This is a genomic window from Shewanella sp. Koi 1 (assembly GCF_052907445.1).
In genome coordinates this window covers 11,582-36,359 of record NZ_JBREJM010000001.1, presented here as the reverse complement: position 1 = coordinate 36,359, position 24,778 = coordinate 11,582, and the positions used below count along the sequence as shown (strand labels likewise).

General features: G+C 47.8%; 19 protein-coding genes and 3 pseudogenes. 17 read left to right on the top strand and 5 right to left on the bottom strand.

Annotation, left to right across the window (positions count from 1 at the left end; all coding sequences use genetic code 11):
• Positions 1-36: 36 nt before the first annotated feature.
• The 4 genes from ACUZ8J_RS00155 to ACUZ8J_RS00140 all read right to left on the bottom strand — a co-directional run bounded on the left by ACUZ8J_RS00155 (position 37) and on the right by ACUZ8J_RS00140 (position 5,219).
• Positions 37-2,481 (bottom strand): efflux RND transporter permease subunit, encoded by a 2,445-nt coding sequence (locus tag ACUZ8J_RS00155; protein ID WP_446692761.1) that lies wholly within the window; start codon positions 2,479-2,481, stop codon positions 37-39.
• Positions 2,478-3,080: an efflux RND transporter permease subunit gene (locus tag ACUZ8J_RS00150; protein ID WP_446692760.1), complete on the bottom strand. Its 603-nt coding sequence runs from the start codon at positions 3,078-3,080 to the stop codon at positions 2,478-2,480. The genes ACUZ8J_RS00155 and ACUZ8J_RS00150 overlap by 4 nt, the downstream gene beginning before the upstream one ends.
• Complete coding sequence (locus tag ACUZ8J_RS00145) at positions 3,080-4,153, bottom strand: efflux RND transporter periplasmic adaptor subunit (protein ID WP_446692759.1); 1,074 nt, start codon at positions 4,151-4,153, stop codon at positions 3,080-3,082. Before ACUZ8J_RS00145 ends, ACUZ8J_RS00150 begins: the two co-directional genes overlap by 1 nt.
• Before the next feature lie 148 nt (positions 4,154-4,301).
• Positions 4,302-5,219, bottom strand: coding sequence for an IS5 family transposase (locus ACUZ8J_RS00140; protein ID WP_446692758.1), 918 nt, complete (start codon positions 5,217-5,219; stop codon positions 4,302-4,304).
• A 249-nt stretch (positions 5,220-5,468) separates the two neighbouring features.
• On the opposite strand from ACUZ8J_RS00140, the pseudogene ACUZ8J_RS00135 reads away from it, so the two are divergent.
• Positions 5,469-6,292, top strand: a pseudogene (locus ACUZ8J_RS00135) (ISL3 family transposase); the annotation flags it as partial.
• A 287-nt stretch (positions 6,293-6,579) separates the two neighbouring features.
• Here ACUZ8J_RS00135 and ACUZ8J_RS00130 read toward each other — a convergent pair.
• Positions 6,580-8,127, bottom strand: coding sequence for a POT family MFS transporter (locus ACUZ8J_RS00130; RefSeq protein WP_446692757.1), 1,548 nt, complete (start codon positions 8,125-8,127; stop codon positions 6,580-6,582).
• Between the two features lie 177 nt (positions 8,128-8,304).
• Between ACUZ8J_RS00130 and mioC the strand changes: the two genes are divergently transcribed.
• The 16 genes and pseudogenes from mioC (at position 8,305) to ACUZ8J_RS00050 (ending at position 24,626) form a co-directional block, all read left to right on the top strand.
• A complete protein-coding gene (gene mioC, locus ACUZ8J_RS00125) occupies positions 8,305-8,745 on the top strand; it encodes an FMN-binding protein MioC (protein ID WP_446692756.1) in 441 nt (146 codons plus the stop codon).
• A 440-nt stretch (positions 8,746-9,185) separates the two neighbouring features.
• Positions 9,186-11,075 carry a tRNA uridine-5-carboxymethylaminomethyl(34) synthesis enzyme MnmG gene (gene mnmG, locus ACUZ8J_RS00120; RefSeq protein ID WP_086903509.1) on the top strand — a complete coding sequence of 630 codons (1,890 nt, stop codon included), beginning with the start codon at positions 9,186-9,188 and terminating at the stop codon, positions 11,073-11,075.
• 117 nt (positions 11,076-11,192) lie between these two features.
• Positions 11,193-11,813, top strand: a complete 621-nt coding sequence (gene rsmG, locus ACUZ8J_RS00115; RefSeq protein ID WP_374920220.1) for a 16S rRNA (guanine(527)-N(7))-methyltransferase RsmG — start codon at positions 11,193-11,195, stop codon at positions 11,811-11,813.
• Positions 11,814-11,887: 74 nt separating this feature from the next.
• Complete coding sequence (locus tag ACUZ8J_RS00110; RefSeq protein WP_011718840.1) at positions 11,888-12,676, top strand: ParA family protein; 789 nt, start codon at positions 11,888-11,890, stop codon at positions 12,674-12,676.
• A gap of 9 nt (positions 12,677-12,685) precedes the next feature.
• Entirely contained in the window at positions 12,686-13,564 is an 879-nt protein-coding gene (locus tag ACUZ8J_RS00105) for a ParB/RepB/Spo0J family partition protein (protein ID WP_011718839.1), read from the top strand.
• A gap of 225 nt (positions 13,565-13,789) precedes the next feature.
• Complete coding sequence (locus tag ACUZ8J_RS00100; protein WP_011624652.1) at positions 13,790-14,173, top strand: ATP synthase subunit I; 384 nt, start codon at positions 13,790-13,792, stop codon at positions 14,171-14,173.
• A 12-nt stretch (positions 14,174-14,185) separates the two neighbouring features.
• On the top strand, positions 14,186-14,980 hold the full coding sequence (atpB, locus tag ACUZ8J_RS00095; protein ID WP_011718837.1) for a F0F1 ATP synthase subunit A: 795 nt from the start codon (positions 14,186-14,188) through the stop codon (positions 14,978-14,980).
• Positions 14,981-15,050: 70 nt separating this feature from the next.
• A complete protein-coding gene (gene atpE / locus ACUZ8J_RS00090) occupies positions 15,051-15,302 on the top strand; it encodes a F0F1 ATP synthase subunit C (protein ID WP_006083840.1) in 252 nt (83 codons plus the stop codon).
• Between the two features lie 38 nt (positions 15,303-15,340).
• A complete protein-coding gene (gene atpF / locus ACUZ8J_RS00085; protein WP_011624650.1) occupies positions 15,341-15,811 on the top strand; it encodes a F0F1 ATP synthase subunit B in 471 nt (156 codons plus the stop codon).
• Positions 15,812-15,827: 16 nt separating this feature from the next.
• On the top strand, positions 15,828-16,361 hold the full coding sequence (gene atpH / locus ACUZ8J_RS00080) for a F0F1 ATP synthase subunit delta (RefSeq protein ID WP_086903508.1): 534 nt from the start codon (positions 15,828-15,830) through the stop codon (positions 16,359-16,361).
• 14 nt (positions 16,362-16,375) lie between these two features.
• Entirely contained in the window at positions 16,376-17,917 is a 1,542-nt protein-coding gene (gene atpA, locus ACUZ8J_RS00075) for a F0F1 ATP synthase subunit alpha (RefSeq protein ID WP_086903507.1), read from the top strand.
• 50 nt (positions 17,918-17,967) lie between these two features.
• A pseudogene (atpG, locus tag ACUZ8J_RS00070) lies at positions 17,968-18,827 on the top strand (F0F1 ATP synthase subunit gamma).
• A 35-nt stretch (positions 18,828-18,862) separates the two neighbouring features.
• Positions 18,863-20,253 (top strand): annotated as a pseudogene (gene atpD / locus ACUZ8J_RS00065) (F0F1 ATP synthase subunit beta).
• 36 nt (positions 20,254-20,289) lie between these two features.
• Positions 20,290-20,718: a F0F1 ATP synthase subunit epsilon gene (locus tag ACUZ8J_RS00060; RefSeq protein ID WP_011624645.1), complete on the top strand. Its 429-nt coding sequence runs from the start codon at positions 20,290-20,292 to the stop codon at positions 20,716-20,718.
• A gap of 170 nt (positions 20,719-20,888) precedes the next feature.
• Positions 20,889-22,253 carry a bifunctional UDP-N-acetylglucosamine diphosphorylase/glucosamine-1-phosphate N-acetyltransferase GlmU gene (gene glmU / locus ACUZ8J_RS00055; protein ID WP_446692755.1) on the top strand — a complete coding sequence of 455 codons (1,365 nt, stop codon included), beginning with the start codon at positions 20,889-20,891 and terminating at the stop codon, positions 22,251-22,253.
• A gap of 261 nt (positions 22,254-22,514) precedes the next feature.
• A complete protein-coding gene (locus tag ACUZ8J_RS00050) occupies positions 22,515-24,626 on the top strand; it encodes a TonB-dependent receptor (RefSeq protein WP_446692754.1) in 2,112 nt (703 codons plus the stop codon).
• Positions 24,627-24,778 lie beyond the last annotated feature (152 nt).

Sequence of the window (24,778 nt, the reverse complement as noted above, 5' to 3'; positions counted from 1 at the left end):
GTCATACAGCGATAGCCAGCACACGGCTGGCTTGCTTCAGCGCGTGGGCGCCGGCACCCGCAGTAGGGCAGCATACAGCAGCGGGATCACAATCAATGTCAGGGCTGTGGCAAACAGCAGACCAAACATAATGGTCACTGCCATGCTCTTGAAGAAGGGATCCATAATCAGCGGCGCAACCCCGAGTATGGTGGTCAGGGCACCGAGCACCACAGGGCGGGCGCGGCTGACCGAGGCCTGCACTAACCCGTCCAGTGGCGCAGCGCCAGCACGGATATCGCTGTCGGCCTGATCCACCAACACAATCGCGTTTTTCACCATCATGCCAATCAGGCTTAAAAAACCGAGAATGGCCATAAACTCAAACGCGGTGTTAAACAGCACCAGCCCCACCACCACGCCTATCACCGCCAAGGGCACAGTGAGCCAGATAACCAGCGGCTGCCTGAGCGCATTGAACATAAACACCACGGCCAAGATCATCGCGGCAAAGCCAAACGGTGCTGACGAGGCCAAGCCTTCGTTGGCATCGTTGGAGGCCTTGTACTCACCATACCAGGTAAGCCGATAACCCGGTGGCAGCGCAATGGCTTCAATCTCAGGGCGAACTCTGTTAAACGCTTCGTTAGTGAGCACGCCCGGCGCGGGATCGGCCTGCACCAGAATGGTGGGCTGGCGATCGATGCGGCGAACAATGGCATCCTGCCACTCTACGGCGATGTCGCTGGTCATTTCACTGAGCGGTACCTGACGACCGGCAACCGGGCTGTAAACCTGCAGGCTTTCAATGGCACGCTCAAACCGGCGTTCACTCTCGGGCGCGCGCACCACCAGCGGAATGAGGTCATCCCCTTCGCGGTAGGAGCCAATCGTAGTACCACTGAGCATTTGTGCCAGCGCCTGATTCAGCTCCACACTGGTCAGCCCCAGTTGCTGCACCACCGCCTGATCGTATTTGGGCACCAGCACAGGCACCTGCTGGCGCCAGTCATCCTGCACCGCAATCAGCTGAGGATTTTGCAACATCAGCGCCTTGGCCTGCTCGGCCAGTTCACGCAGTACCCTTGGGTCTGGGCCACTGAAACCCGCCTCGATTTTCTTACCGCCGCCGCGGCCAAGCATAAACTTCCACACCTTGATGGAGGCATCGGGATAGTTTTCAGAGAGTTGCTGCTGCAGCTTTACCACCAATGCCGCAATGTTCTGATAATCATCCACATCTATCAGCAGCTGGCCATAGGCCGGGTTACGCGACTCGGGGGAGTAAGTCAGCATAAATCGAAGACCGCCGCCGCCGGTAAAGCTGGTAATGCCGGTAACAGCCGCCTCTTTGGCCACCTCATCGCTGATACGGCCAACCACGGTATGGGTGTAGTTGATGTCGGTACCCTGAGGTAAATACACATCCACCACAAACTGCGGCCGCTGTGATTCGGGCATAAAGCCCGGCGGAACCAGACGCATGCCAAACAGTGCCAGCGCCAGCAGGCCAATCAACCCCAGTCCGGTCAGGATACGGTTGCCAAGCACCCACATCAGCATGGCGCGATAGGCGCCGAGCACCTTGCCCTCGCTCTGACCGGCAGCTTGTTGTTTAACCTGCAAAAACTGATGGCACAGCAGCGGAGTAATGGTGACCGAAAACACCCAGCTCAGCAGCATCGAATAGAGGATGACCCAAAACAGCGAACCGGCATATTCACCCATGTCGCTGGGCGACAGGCCAATGGCGCTGAACGCCAGAATGCCCACCAAAGTGCCGCCAAGCAGCGGCCATACGGTGGCATTAACCACCTCGCTGATGGCTTTTTCACGCTCTTCACCCTGCTGCAGTTTTACCAGCACGCCGTCGGTCACCACGATGGCGTTATCCACCAGCATCCCCAGAGCGATGATGAGCGCGCCAAGGGAAATGCGCTGCATGGCAATGTCGTCCATCAGCATGATAATCAACGTGCCGGCCACGGTAAGCAGCAGCACAAAGCCGATAATCACCCCGGAGCGCACCCCCATAAACAGCAGCAGTACCACAAACACTATCACCACGGCGGCGATGAGATTGTCGACAAAGTTGGCCACCGAGGCTTTGACCGAATCGGATTGCATGGAGACGACATTCAGCTCCATGCCGATAGGGCGTTGATTTTCAAGCTCGGCCAGCCGTGCCTTGACCGCATCGCCCATGTTGACCACGTTGCCGCCGCTGATGTTGGAAATACCCAGCCCGATGGCGCGTTCGCCGTTGTAGGTCATCATCAGGCTCATGGGCTCTTTATAGCCGCGCACCACATTGGCCACATCACTGAGGCGCAGAACCTGGCCCTGATTGCCAAGACCAAGGGGCAGGTTTTTGAGTGCATCCAGGCTGCTAACCGCCGACTGAGGGATCACCGGCAAGCGCATATTGCCGGCAGGCAGCTCACCCGCCACCGTCACCAGATTCTGCTTTTGCAGTACCGAGAAGATTTGCTGGGCATTCATGCCAAGGGCGGCGAGGCGCTCAGCCGAGAACTCAGATAAATTTCTTCCTGGCGGTTGGCCATGATGGCGGTTTTGGCCACCCCGTCCACCAAAGCCAGCTCTTTACTCAGAAAGTCGACATAGTCATACAGCTGCTTATCGCTGTAGCCGGGGCCGGTGACGGCATAAAACAGGGCGTAAACGTCAGAAAAGTCGTCGTTAACTATCGCAGGCCCCGCCCCCTTGGGCAGTTGCCGTTGGGCATCGCCGATTTTTCGCCTAAGCTTATCCCACACCTGATCGAGCTCCCCCTTGGAGCGGGCAAACTGCAGGTCGATCTCAACCGTCACTTCCGACATGCCCTGCTTGGAGACCGACTTAACTTCTTTCACTTCCTGCAGCGCCTGCACCGCCGACTCAATCACATCGGTGACTTCGTCGGCCACCTCTTTGGCGTTGGCGCCGGGATAAGGGGTGATCACCACCGCCTGACGGATGACAAATTCAGGGTCTTCAAAGCGCCCCAGTTGTTGGTAGCTAAGGTAGCCCCCGAGCAGCAGCAAACAGATGATCACCCAAACGCTGGTGCGTTTGGCAATCGAATAACGGGCGATATCCATCAGTTAGACTCCCCCGACTGCATTGGGTGAACCTTTATTCCTTCTGCCAGGGCGTGAACGCCTGCCACCACAATTTTATCGCCCGGGCTTAAACCCTCGGTCACCTGAATTTGGTTACCCAAAATATTGCCAACACTGATGCTGCGCTTGGCAACACGGCTGTCGGCATTCACCAACCAGACAAACTGGCTGCCGGTATTGGAAGGCACCACCGCATCCACAGGCACCAACAGATGCTGGTTTTGCGCGGCGCTGTCCATCACCGGATACACCTTGGCATTCATGCCCGGCAACAGATTGGCGGCACTTGGGTCATCAAAGCCCAGCACCACCTGATAGGTTTGCGATACCGGGTCGGCATCGGCGGCGTAGTAGCGATAGGTCAGGCCAAAACGCTGCCCAGCCAGGCCTTCGATTTCTGCCACCGCCCGCTGACCGGCATTGGGCTCAAGAAACAGTTTCCCGGGCACATTGATCATCACTTCCAGATTGGCAGGATTGTGCACAACGTAAACCGGCTGATTGGGCTGCACCGTGGCAAAGTTATTCACCAGCTTTTGTGCCACAGTGCCATCAAAGGGGGCGTTGAGACTAGCGTTGGCCAAATCCTGCTGTGCCTTGGCAACCTTATTGGCAGCTAGATCGCGCTTAACCTTAAGCTGATCCAAATCGCTACGCGAGATAGCCTGACTGGTCGAGAAAATTTTATTGCCACGCTCAAAATCGGTTTGCGCCTGCTTAAATTCAACATTGGCAGAATTGAGCGCGGTTTTCAGCTCCGCATCATCCAGAGTGGCCAGTGTTTGCCCCCGGCTGACCTTATCACCTTCCTGCACCGTCATGCTGGCAAGCTTGCCCGACTGTTTAAAGGCCAGCTCCGCCCGCTCGGCGCTGCGGACAACGCCGGTAAACTGGGTTTGCGATATGCCCTGCGGCTGCAATGTCACTATCATGGCTGGCCGCGAGATGTCGCCGGTTGCTTTGACTTCAACTGGCGCCTGTTCGCAGCCAAATAGAGCTAAGATGATGGCGCTAAAAAAGATGGCAAACTGACAACTTTGTCGCAATATCATTCGATGTTCCTCATATATAGTGACGATTGATTGTGGTCAAAGCGCAATGGATACAACTACTATAGCCAGTGGCATACATTGTCGTTATTTACGGCGTTGTTGATCAAATCATTGCGCGGATAGCAACTGCCCCAAGGTCTTGCTCGGTTTAACGACCAGCGCCCCTTGAAGGCATGCCCAAGCTCAGCATTTTATTCATGGCCTTAACTCCGGCTAAGGCTTCGCCAACCTGAGCATTGTAGTCTCGCAGCGTCAGGGTCGGGCTTATCAGTTGTTTGTATCGGTACATCGCGGTTTCCGCTAGCGACCTTTTACCGTAGTCATGTTGCTGCTTCCAGTCTGATAGACTGCCTGCTTTGAGCGCATCCACAGCCTCATTGCGTATATGCCCTTGGGACCAGTAACCCGCATTCGACCTCGGCGGTATCACTGCTTTTATCCCTTTATTTTTAAGCAGCTTATGGCAGGCTTTGGTGTCATAGGCGCCATCGGCAGAGACTTGCTCGATGCGACGACGCAGCGGATTGAGTAAGGTGCCCATCACTTCGTTGTCGCCGACACTTTCAAGACTGACCTCAGCCGCAATAATCGCATGAGTTTGGGCATCGACTGCCAAATGCAGCTTACGCCAGACGCGGCGCTTTTCTTTGCCATGCTTACGGATTTTCCATTCGCCTTCGCCAAAGATTTTCAAGCCAGTGGCATCGATAACGACATGGGCAATCGGGCCATGACTCGGCGCTCGGTAGGCAATTTCCACGGTTTTAGCCCGCTTGCTGAGACAGCTATAGTCCGGTGAGGCTAAGGGAACATCCATCAGCTTAAACAAGGAATTAATGAATCCTTCCGTGGCGCGCAACGATAAGCCAAAGACGCTTTTCAGCATCAGAGCGACTTCAATCGCCTGGTCAGTAAACTGAAAACCGCGCCCCCGACCACCATGATGCTGATGATATAACCAGCCTTTAATGGCTGCGTCATCCATCCAAAAGGTCAATGAGCCGCGATTGCGTATACTCTGGTTGTACTCAGGCCAGTTGATGATTTTGTGCTTAGCTTTGCCCATGATGTCGCTCTGTCAGTCTGTGCTGAAAGATCTGATCACCGCGGGCTGAAATGGTTCAAAAGGATTTAGTCAACAACGCCGTTATTTACCAGAAAGCAGTTAAGCCCAGTATAGATTAAGATTATAAAAATAAAAACAAATTCCATTGTTCGCACTTAATGAATACAGACTCTTAGCTGTTTGGGTTCAGCCTGACCTTTCCCCAAAATTAAGACCATGACATTGATGAGATTTCCAATACACTGGAGCCATAGGATCATGGCGCGCACTGTTTATCGTGGACTGGCAAAACGCAAACAGATTAATACCGACTATTTATTGGTCGATGAAACCGCACTTAAAAAGGGGCATGAATATGTCACGCTGCTCTCTAATCATGAAGGACAAGTTTTAGCGGTTTCAGAGGGATGTTCAGCTGCAAGTTTTGATACCCGTCTAACCAACAGCATGCAAACTCACTACGCCAAACTCTGTCTATCTGTATGGATATGAGCCCTGCTTACATTAAAGCAGCAAAGAAAGCGCTGCCAAATGCATAGAGGAAAATCGCATTTGATCACTTCCATGTAGCCAAGATGCTAACGGAGGCGGTTAACCGGATCCGCAAAGACGAGTTTTTCAGGTTGGCACCGTCAATGCGGCAAGAGGCACATCGAACACGTTTTTACTGGTTAAAGCGACGAGATAATCTCAGCGACCCCGACCGAGAGAGGGTCGATAGGCTCATCCCTGCAATGATGAATACCGCTCTTGCATAGTATTTTAAAGAGCAGGCTCGGAACATCTGGCATGGCAATAGTGTTCGAGGAACAAAGCAGCGATGAAAAGATTGGATAGCTTTAAGCTAAAGCCAGCAGTCTCAAACCCTTAATGGCGATGGCAGATACAATCGAGAACAAACTCTGGGGCATACTTAATGCCATGCGTTTGGTCTATCAAACGGTTTGGCAGAAGCAATAAATAGCCAAGTTAGACTGCTCAGAGTAAAGGCTATGGGGTATCGAAATTCAGAGCGATTTCAAAGTGCTATCCTCTTTCATTTAGGAAAGCTGGATATGGGGTTCCACCAATAACAACGAAGAGCTCAATTTATATTTCCCACTTTCCCTATTATCCCACTTTAAAAAATTCCAAAACTCCTCTAGAGTAAGCGATTCAATGGCAAAACCTAACAAAAGGTTGCACTCCATATGTGCGCCAATAGCTTTCTAACACTTTGAGTGGTTTTACATTTTTAGTTTCTGTATCGGCAAATAATTTCGCTTTAGCGGTTAGCTAAACTAACCATAAAAAATCAGCCCACTAAGTTCGCTTAGGGGCTGATTTTTTATTTAAAGGCGCTTTGTCTTAAATGGTTAACCTAGACTTGGCGATAATGGTCCTGCATTTGATAGGACCTAGCATAGAGCGCGAAGATAAAAGCTGCCAAGATCGCAAATCCCGCAAAGAAGAACATTTGGAATGCCGTCACACTCATCCCAGTTTGAACAATTTGTTCCGTCACTGCAGGGCTTTTTACGCTCACATTAGCCAGTAATACCCAAAGGTTACCGACGGTAACCGATAAGGTCCAAAAGCTCATAATAGTGCCCTTCATTGCCTTAGGAGCTTGGCTGTAGGCAAATTCTAAACCAGTCGCCGAAACTAATACTTCGCCAAATGTCAGTAAGGCATAGGGTAAAATCTGCCAGAAGATAGACAGCGCCGAGCCGCCGTCCATCATCAACTGAATCGTCCCAACCACAATCCAGCTTAAGCCAGTTATCGCGATCCCCGCCCCCATTTTACGCAGCGCGGTTAATTTCACGCCCATACGCTCAATCGCTGGATATAAAACGAAGTTATTGAATGGGATCAACAGCATCACTAACAGCGGGTTTAATGCCTGCATCATCGCAGGTTCAAACCACGAAGGTTTAACCATATCGTTAGCCTGCAAAATCCAGGTCGACGCCTTTTGATCGAACAAAGACCAAAATGGCGTCACTAAGGCGAACAACACTAAAATACGCAGCACAGAACGTACACCATCCACGGCCGCATCAGGATGAATCCCTCGCGCGCGCTCAAGCTGTAATGAAGCTCCAAGGCCAACAAATCCCATCAGCAGCACCATAGCGCTACATAAACCTGCCACAATCCCGAGCGTCGGAATATTCACCAGCGCATAAGCCGCTGAAACACCACCAATTAAGGCTAACACTAAACCGATATTGGCCTTGCCTTCGACCTTAGTAAGCAAGGCACTGCGGATCACGGGTAAAAATCCATGGGGATCCTTTGGCTCTGGTGGCATATGCACATAACGTTTGCGGCCTAACCAGAAAAATACCGTGGCGATAAACATCAACACACCGGGGATCCCGAAAGCCACTGCAGCGCCAAAATTCTTGAGTAACAATGGCATAGATAAGGATGCGAAGAAGGAACCAAAGTTGATCGTAAAATAGAACATATCGAAGGCTTTTTGTGCCAAAGACTTGTTGCTCTGATCAAACTGATCGCCCATAAACGAAGAAACTAAAGGCTTAATCCCGCCCGAACCTAAGGCAATTAAAAATAAGCCGGTGTAAAAACCTTGCACGCTGTGTTCAAAAATAGCCAAAAATGCATGGCCCACACAGTAAAGTAAGCTTAACCACAGAATAGTGTTGTACTTACCAAAGAATCTATCTGCAATCCAACCACCGAGTAAGGGGAAAAAATACACCCCAATCACGAACGAGTGGAACACATCCTTAGCCACAGCTCCACGAAGATCTTCGGGAATAGAGAGCAAAAGTGCCGTCATCAAGAATGGTGTTAGAATGTTACGCATGCCATAAAAACTGAAACGCTCACACGCTTCACTGGCAATAATATAGGGTATTTGGCGTGGCCACTTTGGCGCATCAGCAGGAGTAGTCATCAGTTATCCTATTATAATTGTTATAAAAACCTTACGGCCTATGTATAAAACAAGGATTGCAGCCAAGGATACTAGCAGACTGCAAATCAATAGTGAGTAAATTTATACAGCAAAACACTGTAAGTAGATGTAAGCCCCAAAAATGATAGAAATTAACGACCACAGAGAGCAGTAACAATGACCAAGATCGCGATATTAGTCGGAACCACCCTCGGCAGCAGTGAATATATAGCGGATGAAATGCAGGCCCAGCTCACTCCATTAGGCCATGAAGTCGATACCTTTTTGAGCCCAACTTTGGATGAATTGCAATCATATCCCCTTTGGATCATCGTTTCGTCGACCCATGGCGCCGGCGATCTGCCCGACAATTTACAACCATTTTGTAAAGAACTGCTGCTAAACACACAGGATCTGATCCAAGTTCAGTTCGCCTTATGCGCGATTGGCGATTCGAGTTATGACACCTTTTGCCAAGGTCCAGAAAAGTTAGTTGAAGTGCTGGAATATAGTGGTGCAAAAGTCATTGTGGATAAGATCCAGATCGATGTACAACAGGATCCAGTGCCAGAAGACCCAGCTTTAGCGTGGTTGGCACAATGGCAAGATCAAATTTAAGATCCTCTCTTGGAAAACATACCAAACCACCCACAGTTTAGATCTTATTTATCCACAAAAAGCTACTCAGATGTATATTTTTGTGGATAAACTATTATTTAGATCTGATCAACCTCTGTGCTATTCACAACCTGATCTGCTTAAAGATCCCCCTTGTGGATAAATAGCCGATCTATCCCCACCTTTTCTGGCAGTAGATCTCGGCTAGATCACAAGAATAAAAGTTCGTTACTATTTGATATAAATAAGAAAATAAGATTACCCACAGGAAAGTGCGATCCTAATAGTAAACATAGTAAGAAGATCTATATAAAGATCTTAAGATCTATTAGTCCCGATCCTATGGATCCATTTTCTAAAAATGATCATTCACCTCATTCAAAGCAAATGCTAAAATGATCGGCTCACGTTGGGTCTCTTAAGTTACTAAAGGTAGGGTCATGCATTTTCATGAACGGTTTGATGTTATTGTTGTAGGTGGTGGTCATGCCGGAACTGAAGCCGCATTGGCTGCAGCAAGAATGGGCTCTAAGACATTATTGCTGACGCATAATCTTGATACTTTAGGCCAAATGTCATGCAACCCTGCGATCGGCGGTATTGGCAAAGGTCATCTGGTAAAAGAAATCGATGCGTTAGGCGGTGCAATGGCGATCGCAACCGACTATGCAGGGATCCAATTTAGAACCCTAAACTCGAGCAAAGGCCCAGCAGTAAGAGCGACTCGTGCTCAGGCTGATCGCGCTTTGTATCGTCAGAAGATCCAAAATATTCTGCAAAACCAAGCCAACTTACGTATTTTCCAACAAGCTGTTGATGATCTGGTTGTTGAGAACGATCGTGTAGTCGGCGTAGTAACCCAAATGGGCTTAGCTTTCGAAGCGCCTGCAGTGGTCTTAACCGCGGGTACTTTCCTCAGTGGTAAAATTCACATTGGTTTAGAAAACTACAGTGGTGGTCGTGCTGGCGATCCACCATCTATCGCACTCGCCCACCGTTTACGCGAGTTACCAATCCGTGTTGGCCGCTTAAAAACCGGTACGCCACCGCGTATCGATGCAAACACCATCGATTTTACCCAGATGACAGAGCAGAAAGGCGATACGCCATTACCTGTGATGTCGTTTATGGGCGATGTGAGCCATCACCCGAAACAAATTTCTTGTTGGATCACCCATACCAATGAAAAGACACACGATATTATTCGTGGAGGCTTAGATCGCAGCCCTATGTATTCAGGCGTGATCGAGGGAATTGGTCCACGTTACTGCCCTTCTATCGAAGACAAGATCCATCGTTTTTCAGATAAATCATCGCACCAGATCTTTATCGAACCCGAAGGCTTAAACACAAACGAGATCTACCCTAACGGTATTTCCACTAGCTTGCCTTTCGATGTGCAGTTAAATTTGGTTCGTTCGATCCAAGGTATGGAAAATGCTGAAATTGTTCGCCCAGGTTATGCGATTGAGTACGACTATTTCGATCCAAGGGATCTTAAAAACTCGTTAGAAACCAAAACTATCAATGGTTTGTTCTTCGCTGGCCAAATCAACGGTACCACGGGTTACGAAGAAGCTGGTGCCCAAGGTTTACTCGCGGGGATGAATGCTGCATTGCAGGTTCAGGGCAAAGAGGCTTGGTGTCCTCGCCGTGATGAAGCCTACATCGGTGTATTGGTTGACGATTTATCAACCTTAGGGACTAAAGAACCCTACCGTATGTTTACCAGCCGCGCCGAATACCGCCTCTTGCTGCGTGAAGACAACGCCGATCTGCGTTTAACGGCAAAAGGTCGTGAACTGGGTCTGGTGGATGATGCGCGCTGGGCCTCTTTCAGCGAAAAAATGGAATCGATCGAGTTAGAACTGCAGCGTCTACGTAGCCAATGGATCCATCCAAATTCTCCATTGGTGCCAGTGTTAAATCCGCATTTAAACACGCCGATCTCCCGTGAAGCGTCGTTTGAAGAGTTGCTGCGTCGTCCAGAAATGGATTACAGCAAGTTGATGCAGATTGAAGGTTTTGGTCCTGGACTTGCCGATCCACTTGCTGCCGAGCAAGTACAGATCCAAGTGAAGTACTCTGGCTATATCCAACGTCAGCAGGAAGAGATCAACAAAGCGGTACGCAATGAGAACACTGGTCTGCCATTGAACCTTGATTACAAAGAGGTTCCGGGGCTTTCAAATGAGGTTATTGCTAAGTTAAATAGCCATAAGCCCGAAACCATTGGCCAAGCATCGCGTATCTCAGGTATTACTCCGGCAGCGATTTCAATTCTGCTGGTGCATCTGAAAAAACGCGGTTTATTACGCAAGAGCGCGTAAAAGCTAGCTTAATCGCCAGTTTGGTCGCAGAAGGGAAGCATTCAGGCTTCCCTTCGACGTTTCAGGGCTTCATAATAGCCAGCGAGTTTATAATCGTATCTTTATTGAGGTTGTTCAGTGTTATCTGCCCAGTTAGAGGCCTATTTAGCCGAAATTAATCTGCCCGCCACGGCTGAGCAGAAAAAACAACTGCTTGATTTTGTTGGCATGCTCAACAAATGGAATAAAGCCTATAACTTAACCTCGGTCAGGGATCCTGAGGCTATGCTTGTCCGCCATATCATGGACAGCTTAGTGGTGTCGCCCCATTTGCAGGGCGAGCGCTTTATCGATGTGGGTACTGGTCCTGGGCTTCCCGGCATTCCCTTAGCGATTATTAATCCAGATAAAACCTTTGTGCTGCTCGATAGCTTAGGCAAGCGTATCCGCTTTCAAAAGCAAGTGGCCTTTGAACTCGGGATCCACAATATTAGTTCGATAGAGAGCCGAGTCGAGGCCTATCAACCCGAGCAAAAGTTCGATGGAGTGCTCAGCCGCGCCTTTGCCTCAATCCATGATATGTTGACATGGTGCCATCACTTGCCTGCCGAGCATGGACAATTTTATGCGCTCAAGGGACAACTGAGTGATGAAGAGATGCAACAGATCCCCGCTGGATTTGTGGTGACCGAAACCATCGAACTCCAAGTGCCTAGACTCGATGAGCAAAGACATTTACTCAAAATAATCAAAGAATAACAGGCTTAAAGCTCCTCATTTCGCATGGATTTTTAAGTAGGCAATAAACCAGAATTTACATACAGGGTGACATTGTGGGTAAAGTAATTGCCGTGGCCAACCAGAAAGGTGGCGTAGGGAAAACAACAACTTGTGTCAACTTAGCCGCCTCTTTAGCCGCGACTAAGCGTAAAGTGCTGCTGATCGATCTCGATCCCCAGGGCAATGCCACCATGGGCAGCGGTGTCGATAAATACGAAGTCGAAAACACGGCTTACGAACTGCTGGTTGAAGAAAAGCCCTTCGATGAGATCGTGGTCAAAGACACCACGGGGAAATACGATCTGATTGCCAGTAACGGCGATGTGACCGCGGCAGAAATTAAACTCATGGAGTTCTTTGCCCGTGAAGTGCGGTTACGTAATGCGCTCGCACCGATAAAAGATCAATACGATTATATCTTTATCGATTGCCCGCCTTCGCTCAACATGTTGACGGTTAATGCCATGTCGGCGGCGGATTCTGTGTTGGTGCCAATGCAGTGTGAGTATTTTGCACTGGAAGGTTTAACCGCCTTGATTGATACCATCACCAAATTAGCGGCGGTGGTGAATCCTGGTTTGGGGATTGAAGGGATTTTGCGGACCATGTATGACCCGCGTAATCGCCTGTCAAATGATGTGTCCGATCAGCTAAAACAGCATTTTGGTGATAAGGTTTATCGCACTGTGATCCCACGTAATGTGCGTTTGGCCGAGGCGCCGAGCTTTGGCGCACCCGCCATGTACTACGACAAATCGAGTGCAGGGGCTAAGGCGTATTTGGCGTTAGCGGGTGAGATGATCCGCCGTTCCGAACAGAAAACTCAGGCTAAGCGAGCGTAAAGGATAACCATGACGTTAAAGAAAAGAGGGTTAGGTAAGGGCTTAGATGCTTTACTGAGTAACAGCCACGCCGCGAGTAAAAAGCACACGGAAGAAGTGGTTGTTGTCGATAAAAAAGAAGAACTTATTCATCTGGATCTCGACCTGCTACAACCGGGTAAATACCAACCTCGTAAGGACATGTCTCCCGAGGCGTTAGAAGAACTCGCCCATTCCATCCGCAATCAAGGCATTATTCAGCCGATTGTGGTGCGTCCTGTTAGCGATAGCCAGTATGAAATCATCGCCGGTGAGCGCCGTTGGCGAGCGTCCCAATTGGCGGGTGTCGAAAAAATCCCTTGTATCGTTAAACCGGTTCCCGATGAAGCGGCGGTTGCTATTGCGTTGATTGAAAACATTCAACGTGAAGACTTAAATGCCATGGAAGAAGCCATTGCATTACAACGTTTGATGCAAGAATTTGAGCTGACTCACCAACAGGTTGCCGATGTTGTGGGAAAATCTCGCGCGAGTGTATCTAACTTGTTACGGTTAAACGGGTTAAATGAACCGGTTAAGCGTTTACTCGAGTATGGCGACATTGATATGGGCCATGCACGCGCTTTGCTCGCAATTGAGGGTGAAGAACAAACAAATCTGGCGAGATTAGTGGCTGCCAAGGAATTAACCGTTCGCGAAACTGAACGATTGATTAATCAAACCTTAAATCCGCCCAAACCCGTCGAAACTACGACTAAAGATCAAGATGTTTGTCGTTTAGAGCAGCAGTTAATTGAAAGATTAGGTGCTAAGGTTTCGATCGCTCATAGCAGTAAGGGTAAGGGTAAAATTGTAATTAACTATCAGAATCTGGCTGAATTAGACGGAATTCTTAGCAAAATTCGTTAATGTCTGTAGATTAACAGTTTTTAATGTAAATTTGTGACATATGTTAATTTTGGATTTTGACTGTTTTGGCGCTATATCACGTTAAAAGTGCTGTTTTTCCTTATCTCAAAGTTGCAATGAAGGCGTGAAAAGGTATACTTTCGCAAGCTTTTTGTGCATCGACAAAAATACGGATATTTGTCATCCGGTCATCGAAACAAAAAGTATGAATGCGGAGAGGATGAGTTGAGTAAGGTTTTAGCGCGTCGTGGCCGGTGGTCAGCCTATAAATTGGTGATGATGCAGGCGGCGGTGGCTGGGGGTGCTTCAATTCTCTTTTTCGTCGTGTGGGGAGTTCAGTTTGGCTATTCTGCGTTAGCAGGTGGTTCAATTGCTGTGCTCCCTAATTTTGTATTCGCAACCCTCGCTTTCTCTCATACGGGAGCAAGTTCAGCAGCAAAAGTGATTAAAACTTTTTACTGGGGGGAAGCGGTAAAGTTGCTGTTAACCATCGCAATGTTTTCATTGGTGTTTAGCAAGCTTGAGGTGGCATTTATGCCGCTTTTTGTTTGTTATGTGCTGACGTTAATAGTGCATTGGACAGCTCCTTTATACTTCAAGCAAAGTTAAGTGGGATGAATCATGGCTGCACCTGGTGAAGCGTTAACACCGCAGGGCTATATCCAGCATCACCTTACCAACTTACATGTTGGTGAAGGTTTCTGGACATGGCACATTGATTCGTTGTTCTTTTCGGTTGGTCTTGGTGTTCTGTTCCTGTGGATTTTCCGTAGTGTTGGTAAAAAAGCGACTTCAGGGGTTCCCGGTAAGCTGCAATGCTTTATCGAGATGATCGTTGAGTTCGTTGATAACAGCGTGAAAGAAAGTTTTCATGGCCGCAATGCCCTGATCGCGCCTTTAGCTCTGACCATTTTTGTATGGGTATTCATGATGAACTTCATGGATATGCTTCCTGTTGACTGGCTGCCTTGGTTAGCAAGTTTAGCGGGCGTTCCATACTTGAAAGTGGTTCCGACAACTGACGTAAACATCACCTTCAGCTTAGCTATCGGTGTGTTTGTGCTGATTATTTACTACAGCATTAAGGTCAAAGGCGTGTCTGGTTTTGTTAAAGAACTGACGCTACAGCCCTTTAACCATAAGGCAATGATACCCGTCAACCTCCTATTAGAGACTGTTACTTTAGTTGCTAAGCCAATTTCATTGGCATTGCGTCTATTCGGTAACTTGTACGCAGGTGAGTTGATCTTCATCCTTATTGCGCTGATGTATGGTACCAACTTGTTATTATCTTCCCTGGGTGTGACTCTGCAACTAGGTTGGTTAATTTTCCACATTTTGGTTATCACGCTGCAGGCGTTTATCTTCATGATGTTGACCATTGTTTACTTAAGCATGGCGCATGAAGATCATTAAGGATTGCTGAAGAAATTTTAAACTAAATCATCAACTAATTAGATTTAGATTTTAGATACTGGAGATACAGATGGAAACGATTTTAGGCATGACAGCTATCGCTGTTGCTCTGCTGATTGGTATGGGTGCTCTTGGTACTGCAATCGGTTTCGGCTTATTAGGTGGCAAGTTCCTGGAAGGCGCTGCGCGTCAACCAGAAATGGCTCCTATGCTGCAAGTTAAAATGTTCATCGTAGCGGGTCTGTTAGACGCCGTAACAATGATCGGTGTTGGTATCGCATTATTCATGCTGTTCACCAACCCACTGGGTGCAATGCTGTAAGAAAACGCTTCTGTCTTAACTCTAAATAGGAGGCTGTTGTGAATTTCAACGCTACCCTAATCGGTCAGACGGTCGCCTTTATCATCTTCGTGTGGTTCTGCATGAAGTTTGTATGGCCCCCTTTGATGAATGCCATCGAAGCGCGCCAAAAAAGGATTGCTGACGGTCTAGCTGATGCTGATCGTGCGGTAAAAGACCTAGAGTTGGCTCAAGCGAAAGCGACTGACCAACTAAAAGAAGCCAAGGTGACTGCTAACGAAATTATTGAGCAAGCTAACAAGCGTAAAGCTCAAATAGTTGAAGAAGCTAAAGCCGAAGCAGACGCTGAGCGTGCAAAAATCATCGCTCAGGGTAAAGCAGAAATTGAAGCTGAACGTAATCGCGTGAAAGAGGATCTGCGTAAGCAGGTTGCTACTCTTGCCATCATGGGTGCTGAGAAGATCCTTGAGCGTTCTATTGATCCAGCCGCCCACAGTGACATAGTTAATAAACTAGTCGCTGAAATTTGATAAGGGAGTTTGAGTTATGGCTGAATTAACCACCATCGCTCGCCCTTACGCAAAGGCAGCTTTTGACATTGCTGTTGAACACAATGCAGTGGATACCTGGGCAGAAATGCTCACGTTTGCCGCACTGGTTAGTGAAAACGAAACCATGCAGCCACTGCTAACTGGCTCTTTAGCCAGTACTAAACTTGCCGCACTCTTCATTAGTGTTTGTGGTGAGCAAATCAATGAGCAAGGTCAGAACTTGATAAAGGTAATGGCTGAAAACGGTCGCTTAAAGGTACTACCTGCTGTATCTGAGCTTTTTGCTCAATACCGTAATGAGTGGGCAAAAGAAGTGGAAGCCGATGTGGTTTCTGCAGCTGAGCTCAGCTCTGAACAACAGCAGCAGATCAGTAATTCTTTAGAGAAACGTCTCGCACGCAAAGTTAAGCTGAATTGCAGCACTGACGCCGCGCTCATCGCCGGTGTAATTATTAAGGCAGGTGACTTAGTCATTGATGGCTCTGTCCGCGGTAAGTTATCGCGTCTGTCTGAAAAGCTGCAGTCGTAATTGGGAGTTTGAGCATGCAACTGAATTCCACTGAAATCAGCGATCTGATTAAGCAGCGGATCGAGCAGTTCGAAGTCGTTAGCGAATCTCGTAACGAAGGTACTATCGTTGCGGTAAGTGACGGCATTATCCGCATCCACGGCCTGGCCGATGTGATGCAAGGTGAAATGATCGAACTGCCTGGTAGCCGTTTTGCAATCGCGTTGAACCTTGAACGTGATTCTGTCGGTGCCGTAGTAATGGGTCCTTATGCTGATTTAGCAGAGGGCGTAAAAGTTAAAACTACTGGCCGTATTCTGGAAGTTCCAGTCGGTCGTGGCCTGTTAGGCCGTGTAGTTAACACTCTGGGTGAGCCAATTGACGGAAAAGGCGCTATCGATAACGATGGTTTCTCTCCTGTTGAAGTTATCGCTCCTGGCGTTATCGACCGTAAGTCAGTAGATCAACCAGTTCAAACTGGTTATAAAGCCGTTGACGCTATGATCCCAATCGGTCGTGGCCAACGTGAATTGATCATTGGCGACCGTCAAACTGGTAAAACAGCTATGGCGATCGACGCAATCATCAACCAGCGCGACTCTAGCATCAAGTGTGTGTACGTAGCGGTAGGCCAAAAGGCTTCTACCATCGCTAACGTAGTACGCAAGCTAGAAGAGCACGGTGCATTAGCTAACACTATCGTTGTAGTTGCAACAGCTTCTGAAGCTGCAGCACTGCAATACTTAGCACCATACTCTGGTTGTGCTATGGGTGAATACTTCCGCGACCGCGGTGAAGATGCTCTGATCGTATACGATGACCTGTCTAAGCAAGCAGTTGCTTACCGTCAGATCTCGTTACTGCTGAAGCGTCCACCTGGCCGTGAAGCTTATCCTGGTGACGTATTCTATCTACACTCTCGTTTATTAGAGCGTGCTTCACGCGTAAACGAAGATTATGTTGAGAAGTTCACTAAGGGTGCTGTAACAGGTCAAACCGGTTCTTTAACCGCGCTGCCTATTATTGAAACTCAGGCGGGTGACGTATCTGCATTCGTACCGACCAACGTAATTTCTATTACTGACGGTCAGATCTTCCTTGAGACCGATCTGTTTAACTCTGGCTTACGTCCAGCGGTTAACCCAGGTATTTCTGTTTCTCGTGTTGGTGGTGCGGCTCAGACTAAGATCATCAAGAAACTGTCTGGTGGTATCCGTACCGCTCTAGCACAGTATCGTGAACTTGCTGCGTTCTCACAGTTTGCATCTGACTTAGACGATGCAACTCGTGCTCAACTTGAGCATGGTGTGCGTGTTACCGAACTGATGAAGCAAAAACAATATGCTCCTATGAGCGTAGCCGCTCAAGCTGTGTCAATTTTCGCAGCTGAAAAAGGTTACCTGAAGGGCGTTGAGCTGAACAAAGTCGGTGATTTCGAAGCCGCTCTGCTCTCGTACATGAACAGCGAGCATGCTGCTTTAATCAAGCTTATCAACGAGACTGGCGATTATAACGCCGATATCGAAGCTGAATTAAAAGCTGGCCTCGACAAGTTCGTAGCAACCCAAACCTGGTAACAATGATAGAGGTGTCTTAAGGCACCTCAGGTCCAGATTGGAGAGTAGAGATGGCCGGCGCTAAAGAGATTAAAACCAAGATCGCGAGTGTTAAAAACACTCAGAAGATCACGTCCGCCATGGAAATGGTGGCAGCTAGCAAAATGCGCAGAGCGCAGGACCGCATGGCTGCAAGCCGTCCATACGCGGAAAGCATGCGTAAGGTGATCGGTCACGTAGCGCAAGGTTCTCTCAGTATAAACACCCCTACTTAGAGGTGAGAGAGGCTAAGCGGGTTGGTTACATTGTTGTAGCAACCGACCGTGGCCTTTGTGGTGGTCTGAACGTCAACCTCTTTAAAAAGGTTGTCGCAGACGTGAAAAGCTGGAAAGAGCAAGGTGCAGAATTTGAATTTTGCCCAATTGGTGCTCGTAGTGTTCAGTTTTTCAAAAGCTTTGGCGGTCATGTATCTGCCCATGCTTCAGGTTTAGGCGATGCGCCAAAGCTCGCTGACCTGATAGGGACAGTACGTGTAATGCTAGATGCTTACAACGAAGGCAAACTGGATCGTCTGTACGTAGTGTTCAACAAGTTTGTAAACACTATGACGCAGACTCCTGTGATCGAGCAGCTGCTACCTTTGCCTAAATCGGAAGAAGATGAGGTTGCTCATCGTTGGGACTATATCTACGAGCCAGATCCAAAAGCCCTTTTGGATACCTTATTGGTTCGTTATGTAGAATCTCAGGTTTACCAAGGTGTTGTTGAAAACATTGCTTCTGAACAGGCTGCCCGTATGGTGGCGATGAAGGCGGCAACAGACAACGCGGGTACACTGATTGACGATTTGCAATTGGTCTATAACAAGGCTCGTCAGGCTGCGATTACGCAGGAACTGTCGGAAATTGTTTCTGGTGCCTCTGCGGTTTAGGTTAGGTAACGAATACAAGTTTTAGAGGATTAATCATGAGCACAGGTACTGTTGTCCAAGTGATTGGCGCGGTTGTGGACGTAGAGTTTCCACAAGATGCCGTACCTCAGGTATATGACGCTCTGAAGATCACAGGTGAAGGCTCCTGTAATGGTTTGGTGCTGGAAGTTCAGCAACAACTAGGTGGTGGTGTAGTTCGTACCATCGCTATGGGTACTTCTGATGGTCTGCGTCGTGGTCTTGAGGTAGTAAACTCAGGTTCACCTATTTCTGTTCCTGTTGGTACCGCCACTCTTGGCCGTATCATGAACGTATTAGGCGACCCTATTGATGAAGCTGGCGCAATTGGCGAAGAAGAACGTTATGTGATTCACCGCAGCGCTCCTTCATACGAAGAGCAATCAAACACGACTGAACTGTTAGAGACTGGTATCAAGGTTATCGACCTTGTATGTCCATTCGCTAAGGGTGGTAAAGTAGGTCTGTTCGGTGGTGCGGGTGTTGGTAAGACAGTTAACATGATGGAACTGATAACAACATCGCTAAAGCTCACTCAGGTCTTTCTGTATTCGCCGGTGTAGGTGAGCGTACTCGTGAGGGTAACGACTTCTACTACGAGATGAAGGATTCTGGCGTTCTCGACAAAGTAGCCATGGTTTATGGTCAAATGAACGAGCCACCAGGAAACCGTCTGCGTGTAGCACTGACCGGTCTGACTATGGCTGAAAAATTCCGTGACGAAGGTCGTGACGTTCTGTTGTTCGTTGACAACATCTACCGTTACACCCTAGCCGGTACTGAAGTATCAGCACTGTTAGGTCGTATGCCTTCTGCAGTAGGTTACCAACCAACTCTGGCTGAAGAAATGGGCGTTCTGCAAGAGCGTATTACTTCAACTAAGACTGGTTCTATTACCTCTGTACAAGCGGTATACGTACCTGCGGACGACTTGACTGACCCGTCACCAGCAACAACCTTCGCTCACTTAGATGCGACTGTTGTATTGTCACGTCAAATCGCTTCTCTGGGTATTTACCCAGCGGTTGACCCACTGGATTCTACTTCTCGTCAATTAGATCCATTAGTAGTTGGTCAAGAGCATTATGACGTAGCTAACGGTGTACAAACTGTTCTGCAACGCTACAAAGAGCTGAAAGACATCATTGCGATTCTCGGTATGGACGAACTGTCAGACGAAGATAAGATGACCGTTTCCCGTGCACGTAAGATTGAGCGTTTCTTGTCTCAGCCTTTCCACGTAGCAGAAGTCTTTACTGGTTCTCCTGGTAAGTACGTATCTCTGAAAGACACTATCCGTGGCTTCAAGGGAATTCTGAGTGGTGAGTTCGACCACATTCCAGAACAAGCGTTCTACATGGTTGGTTCTATCGACGAAGCTGTCGAGAAAGCTAACAAAAAGAAATAACTAAGTAGTCATACTTAGTTTTTTAAGGAGAACGGGATGGCAGCCATGACAGTACAGCTTGATATAGTAAGCGCAGAGAGCAGCATCTTCTCAGGTCGCGTAGCTAGCCTACAAGTGACCGGTTCTGAAGGTGAGTTGGGCATCATGCATGGCCACGCTCCACTGTTAAGCTATATCAAACCTGGCATGGCGCGCATCGTCAAACAAGACGGCAGCGAAGAAGTGTTTTATCTTTCTGGTGGTTTACTGGAAGTACAACCTTCTTCTGTTTCTGTGTTGGCTGATGTGGTTATGCGTGCCAAAGATATTGATGAGCAGGCAGCATTAGAAGCCAAGCGTCGTGCAGAAGCCCATATGGCGACTGCGGGTGCGGACTTCAATTATGATGCCGCTATGGTTGAGTTAGCGAAAGCAATGGCTCAATTACGTGTTGTTGAAACCATCAAGAAAAACATTGCCAGATAAAGGTTATTGTTTGTGATAAAAGGCGGTTATCGAAAGATACCCGCCTTTTTTGTTGTTTTTTCCGCTGCGTTTTGAGTTCAGCCTTTCGCTTTGCTGCGCCTTTCCGTTAAAATTGCGCCATTAAATCGAGCTTAGTTTATCCCTTTGGGATGTTAATCAAGGATATGGCAATGGCATTAAATGTAGTGATCTTAGCGGCAGGAAAAGGAACTCGCATGCGCTCGGATCTTCCCAAGGTATTACATCCTATCGCCCACAAGAGCATGGTGCAGCATGTTATCGATACCGCCCACTGCATCGGCAGCGATGCCATTCAACTAGTGTACGGCTATGGCGCCGACAAATTAAAATCCGCACTGGGTGAGCAGCAATTAAATTGGATGTTGCAAGCCGAGCAGTTGGGCACAGGCCATGCGGTCGCTCAGGCGATTCCCAATATTGATGATAATGACACTGTGTTGATCCTTTACGGTGATGTGCCGTTAATCCAAGCCTCAACTCTCGAAGCTCTGCTTGCTGCGCGTCCTGATCAGGGCGTGGCGATTTTAACCGTCAATCTAACCAATCCAACTGGCTATGGCCGCATCGTGCGCGAGCAGGGCAAGGTTGTCGGTATCGTCGAGCAAAAGGATGCCAATGCTGAGCAGTTAGCCATCAATGAAATCAATACCGGCATTATGGCGGTGCCTGGTAAGGCATTAAAAACCTGGCTTGGCCGCCTATCGAATAACAATGCTCAGGGCGAATACTACCTGACTGATATTATCGCCATGGCTCACGCCGATGGTGTTGAGATTAATACCGCTCAGCCACAATCAGCCATTGAGGTGGAAGGTGCCAATAACCGCGTGCAGCTTGCACAACTTGAGCGCGCTTATCAGGCCCGTGAAGCGGATAAGCTGATGATTGCTGGGGCTAATCTACGTGACCCAAGCCGTATCGATATCCGTGGTGAAGTGACCGTGGGTATGGATGTGATGGTCGACGTTAACGTGATTTTCGAAGGTAAAGTGGTGATTGGTAATAACGTCAGCATTGGCGCTGGCGCGATTCTTATCGATTGTGAAATTGCCGATAACGCTGAGATCAAACCTTACTCTATTATCGAAGGCGCTAAGCTGGGCGTTGCCGCCAGTGCGGGGCCTTTTGCCCGTTTACGCCCTGGTGCCGAGTTAATGCAAGATGCCCATATCGGCAACTTTGTTGAAATGAAAAAAGCCGTCTTAGGTGTGGGTTCTAAGGCGGGTCATTTAGCCTATTTAGGTGATGCGCAAATCGGTGCGGGTGTGAATATTGGTGCTGGTACTATTACCTGTAATTACGATGGTGCCAATAAACACCTAACCGTGATTGAAGATAATGTGTTTGTGGGGAGTGATACTCAGCTGGTGGCGCCAGTGACCATTGGTAAAGGCGCGACGCTCGGTGCGGGATCAACCATTACCCGTGACGTGGGTGAGGATGAGCTAGTGATCACCCGTGTTAAGCAAAAACATCTGACTGGCTGGCAACGTCCGGTAAAGATTAAGAAATAACGGCGCTGTACCCAGTAAACATAAAGCGGCTTATTGCCGCTTTATGACTTTTTTGTCAAAGCTAAAAATCCCCACCAAGTAAAAATCAGCTAAATTAATGTTCAATTAAGGCTGTAGTGTTATGGCTAATTCATTGTTTTTATTCAAAGTTGATCCAAGTCACGCTAGATTGTAAATTCGTGTAAAGATGGTTAAATAAAAACAATTCTTATTTATATTGCCTGCAATTCTAAGACGAAAGGTCTACTTGAGGTGTTGGCAATGGTATTTAAATATTCAGTGGTTGGTTTGGCCGTAGGGTCTGCATTAATGGCGATGCCTGTTATGGCTGAAGCGCCAAATGATGAAAACATTGAGCGCATTAATGTGACTGGCCGTACGTTTAACGACTATAAAGTCGGCAGTGCATCCGGTGCTATGCGTGGTGATATTGATTTAATGGATACACCACAATCTGTAAATGTTATCCCCGACTTTGTGACCGATGAGCAATTAGCGACTAACCTTGCGGAAGTCTTAGCTAATGACTCGAGCGTAACGGCGGGAACCACTCGCTGGAACCGCCAAGTCTTTAGTATTCGTGGTTTTGAATTAGATTCAGGCAACGGTTATCTGATCAACGGCCACCAGCAATGGTCTCACTACGTTCAACCTATCGAAACTCTGCAACAAGTCGAAGTACTGAAAGGTCCTTCGAGCATGTTGTATGGCCAATCTGGACCTGGCGGTTTGGTGAATATGGTCACCAAGAAGCCCACCTACGATTCTATGCTCAACTTAGGGTTTGATACCGACGGTTACGGCTCTACCCGCGCACAGTTAGACGCTGGTGGCAGCTTAAACGAGGCGCAGAGCATTCGTTACCGCGGTGTGTTAGTCAAACAAGACACTAAATACTGGCGTGAATATTCAACGACCGATGAAAACCAAGAGCGTGATCGTTGGTTAGGTTATTTGAACTTAGAATTTGATATCAGTGATGACTTGTTATTGTCACTCAAATACGACCATACCCAAGATAAAACCGCTATCGATGCTGGCAGTTGGTTAGATAAGCAAGGCAATGTTGTCGGCCAGCGTAAAACCATCTGGGATGCGCCTTGGGCCTTTACCGATAACACGGTTTCAAATTTAGGTGCCGATTTAACTTGGCATATGAATGACGATTGGAAAGTTAAACTGGGTTATAACGATCAACAGTTTAATCGCCAGCGTTTCGATTCTGCACCGCAATATAATGAAGATCCATTCACCTCGGGATACAGTATTAGGCCATTCGATCGTTACGATGATTGGCAACATAAAACCGCTTATGTCGATTTTACGGGTGAGTTTGCATTGGCGGGTATGGAGCACCAACTCCTTATAGGTGCTAACTACTTAGACTACTATTATGGTCAATATATTGAGAGATATGTTAATCAAGCAACCAAAGGGATGATTACCGTTATTCCTGGTCAACCCGTAGCAAAACCAGATTTAGACTATCATCGTGATAGCACAAAATCTGAAAGTGAATACAAATACTACGGCTTCTATCTGCAAGATTTAATGACCATCAATGAACAATGGAAATTGCTCGCAGGGGTTCGTTATGACGAACAGAAAAAAGATGGCGAAGGTGAAAACAGTTATGCCGTATCGCCTAAATTTGGGGTGATCTACTCACCTACAGATAACGGCAGTGTTTATGTTAACTACTCAAAAAGCTTCACCCCGCAAGGTGCGGTGAATAACGAATACGATATCAATAATAAACTTAACCTAAAGCCTGAATACGGCATTCAATATGAAGTGGGTACAAAGTGGGAACTGTTTGACGACAGCTTGCTATTAACGGCAGCGATATTTGATATCACACTTGAAAACATTACTATTTCAGAAAAATTGCCTACACCTATCGGTGATTTCACTGATATCACCACCCAAGGCGGAGAGCAAAAGCACCGCGGCTTTGAAGTGGGTGCCCAAGGTAAGCTAGGCGATAGCTGGTTTGTGACTTCATCTATGATGTACCTCGATGCTGAGTATCAAACGGGTGATGAGCGCGAAGGTAAAACCCCTATCGACGCCCCTGAATGGTCGGCCAATATCTGGACTCGTTATGAAGTGACCGATAACTTTGCAATGAACTTCGGTGCTATCTATGTTGGCGAGCGTTTTGCAAACGTGGATAACACTATCAGTAAAGACGGTTATGTTCGCTTCGATATTGGTGCTGCCTACACTATGGATATTATGGGTAAAGACGTAAGCCTCCGCGCGAACGTGAGAAACCTGTTTGATACCGATTATATTGATGGCGGCCAATACAATATGGTGACTCTAGGCCAAGACCGTAACTTCAGCGTGGCACTTGAAGCTAAGTTCTAACTTTACTTTCCACGCTTAAGTTTTAGATCCCTTAAAGCAGTTCATCGATAGGTGAACTGCTTTTTTATTTCTTTTCATTAGGTTAATTTTACAAACTCCACTATTTCATCACTTTCATTCCAAAAACACCTTTCGAATACTGGCAAAAATGT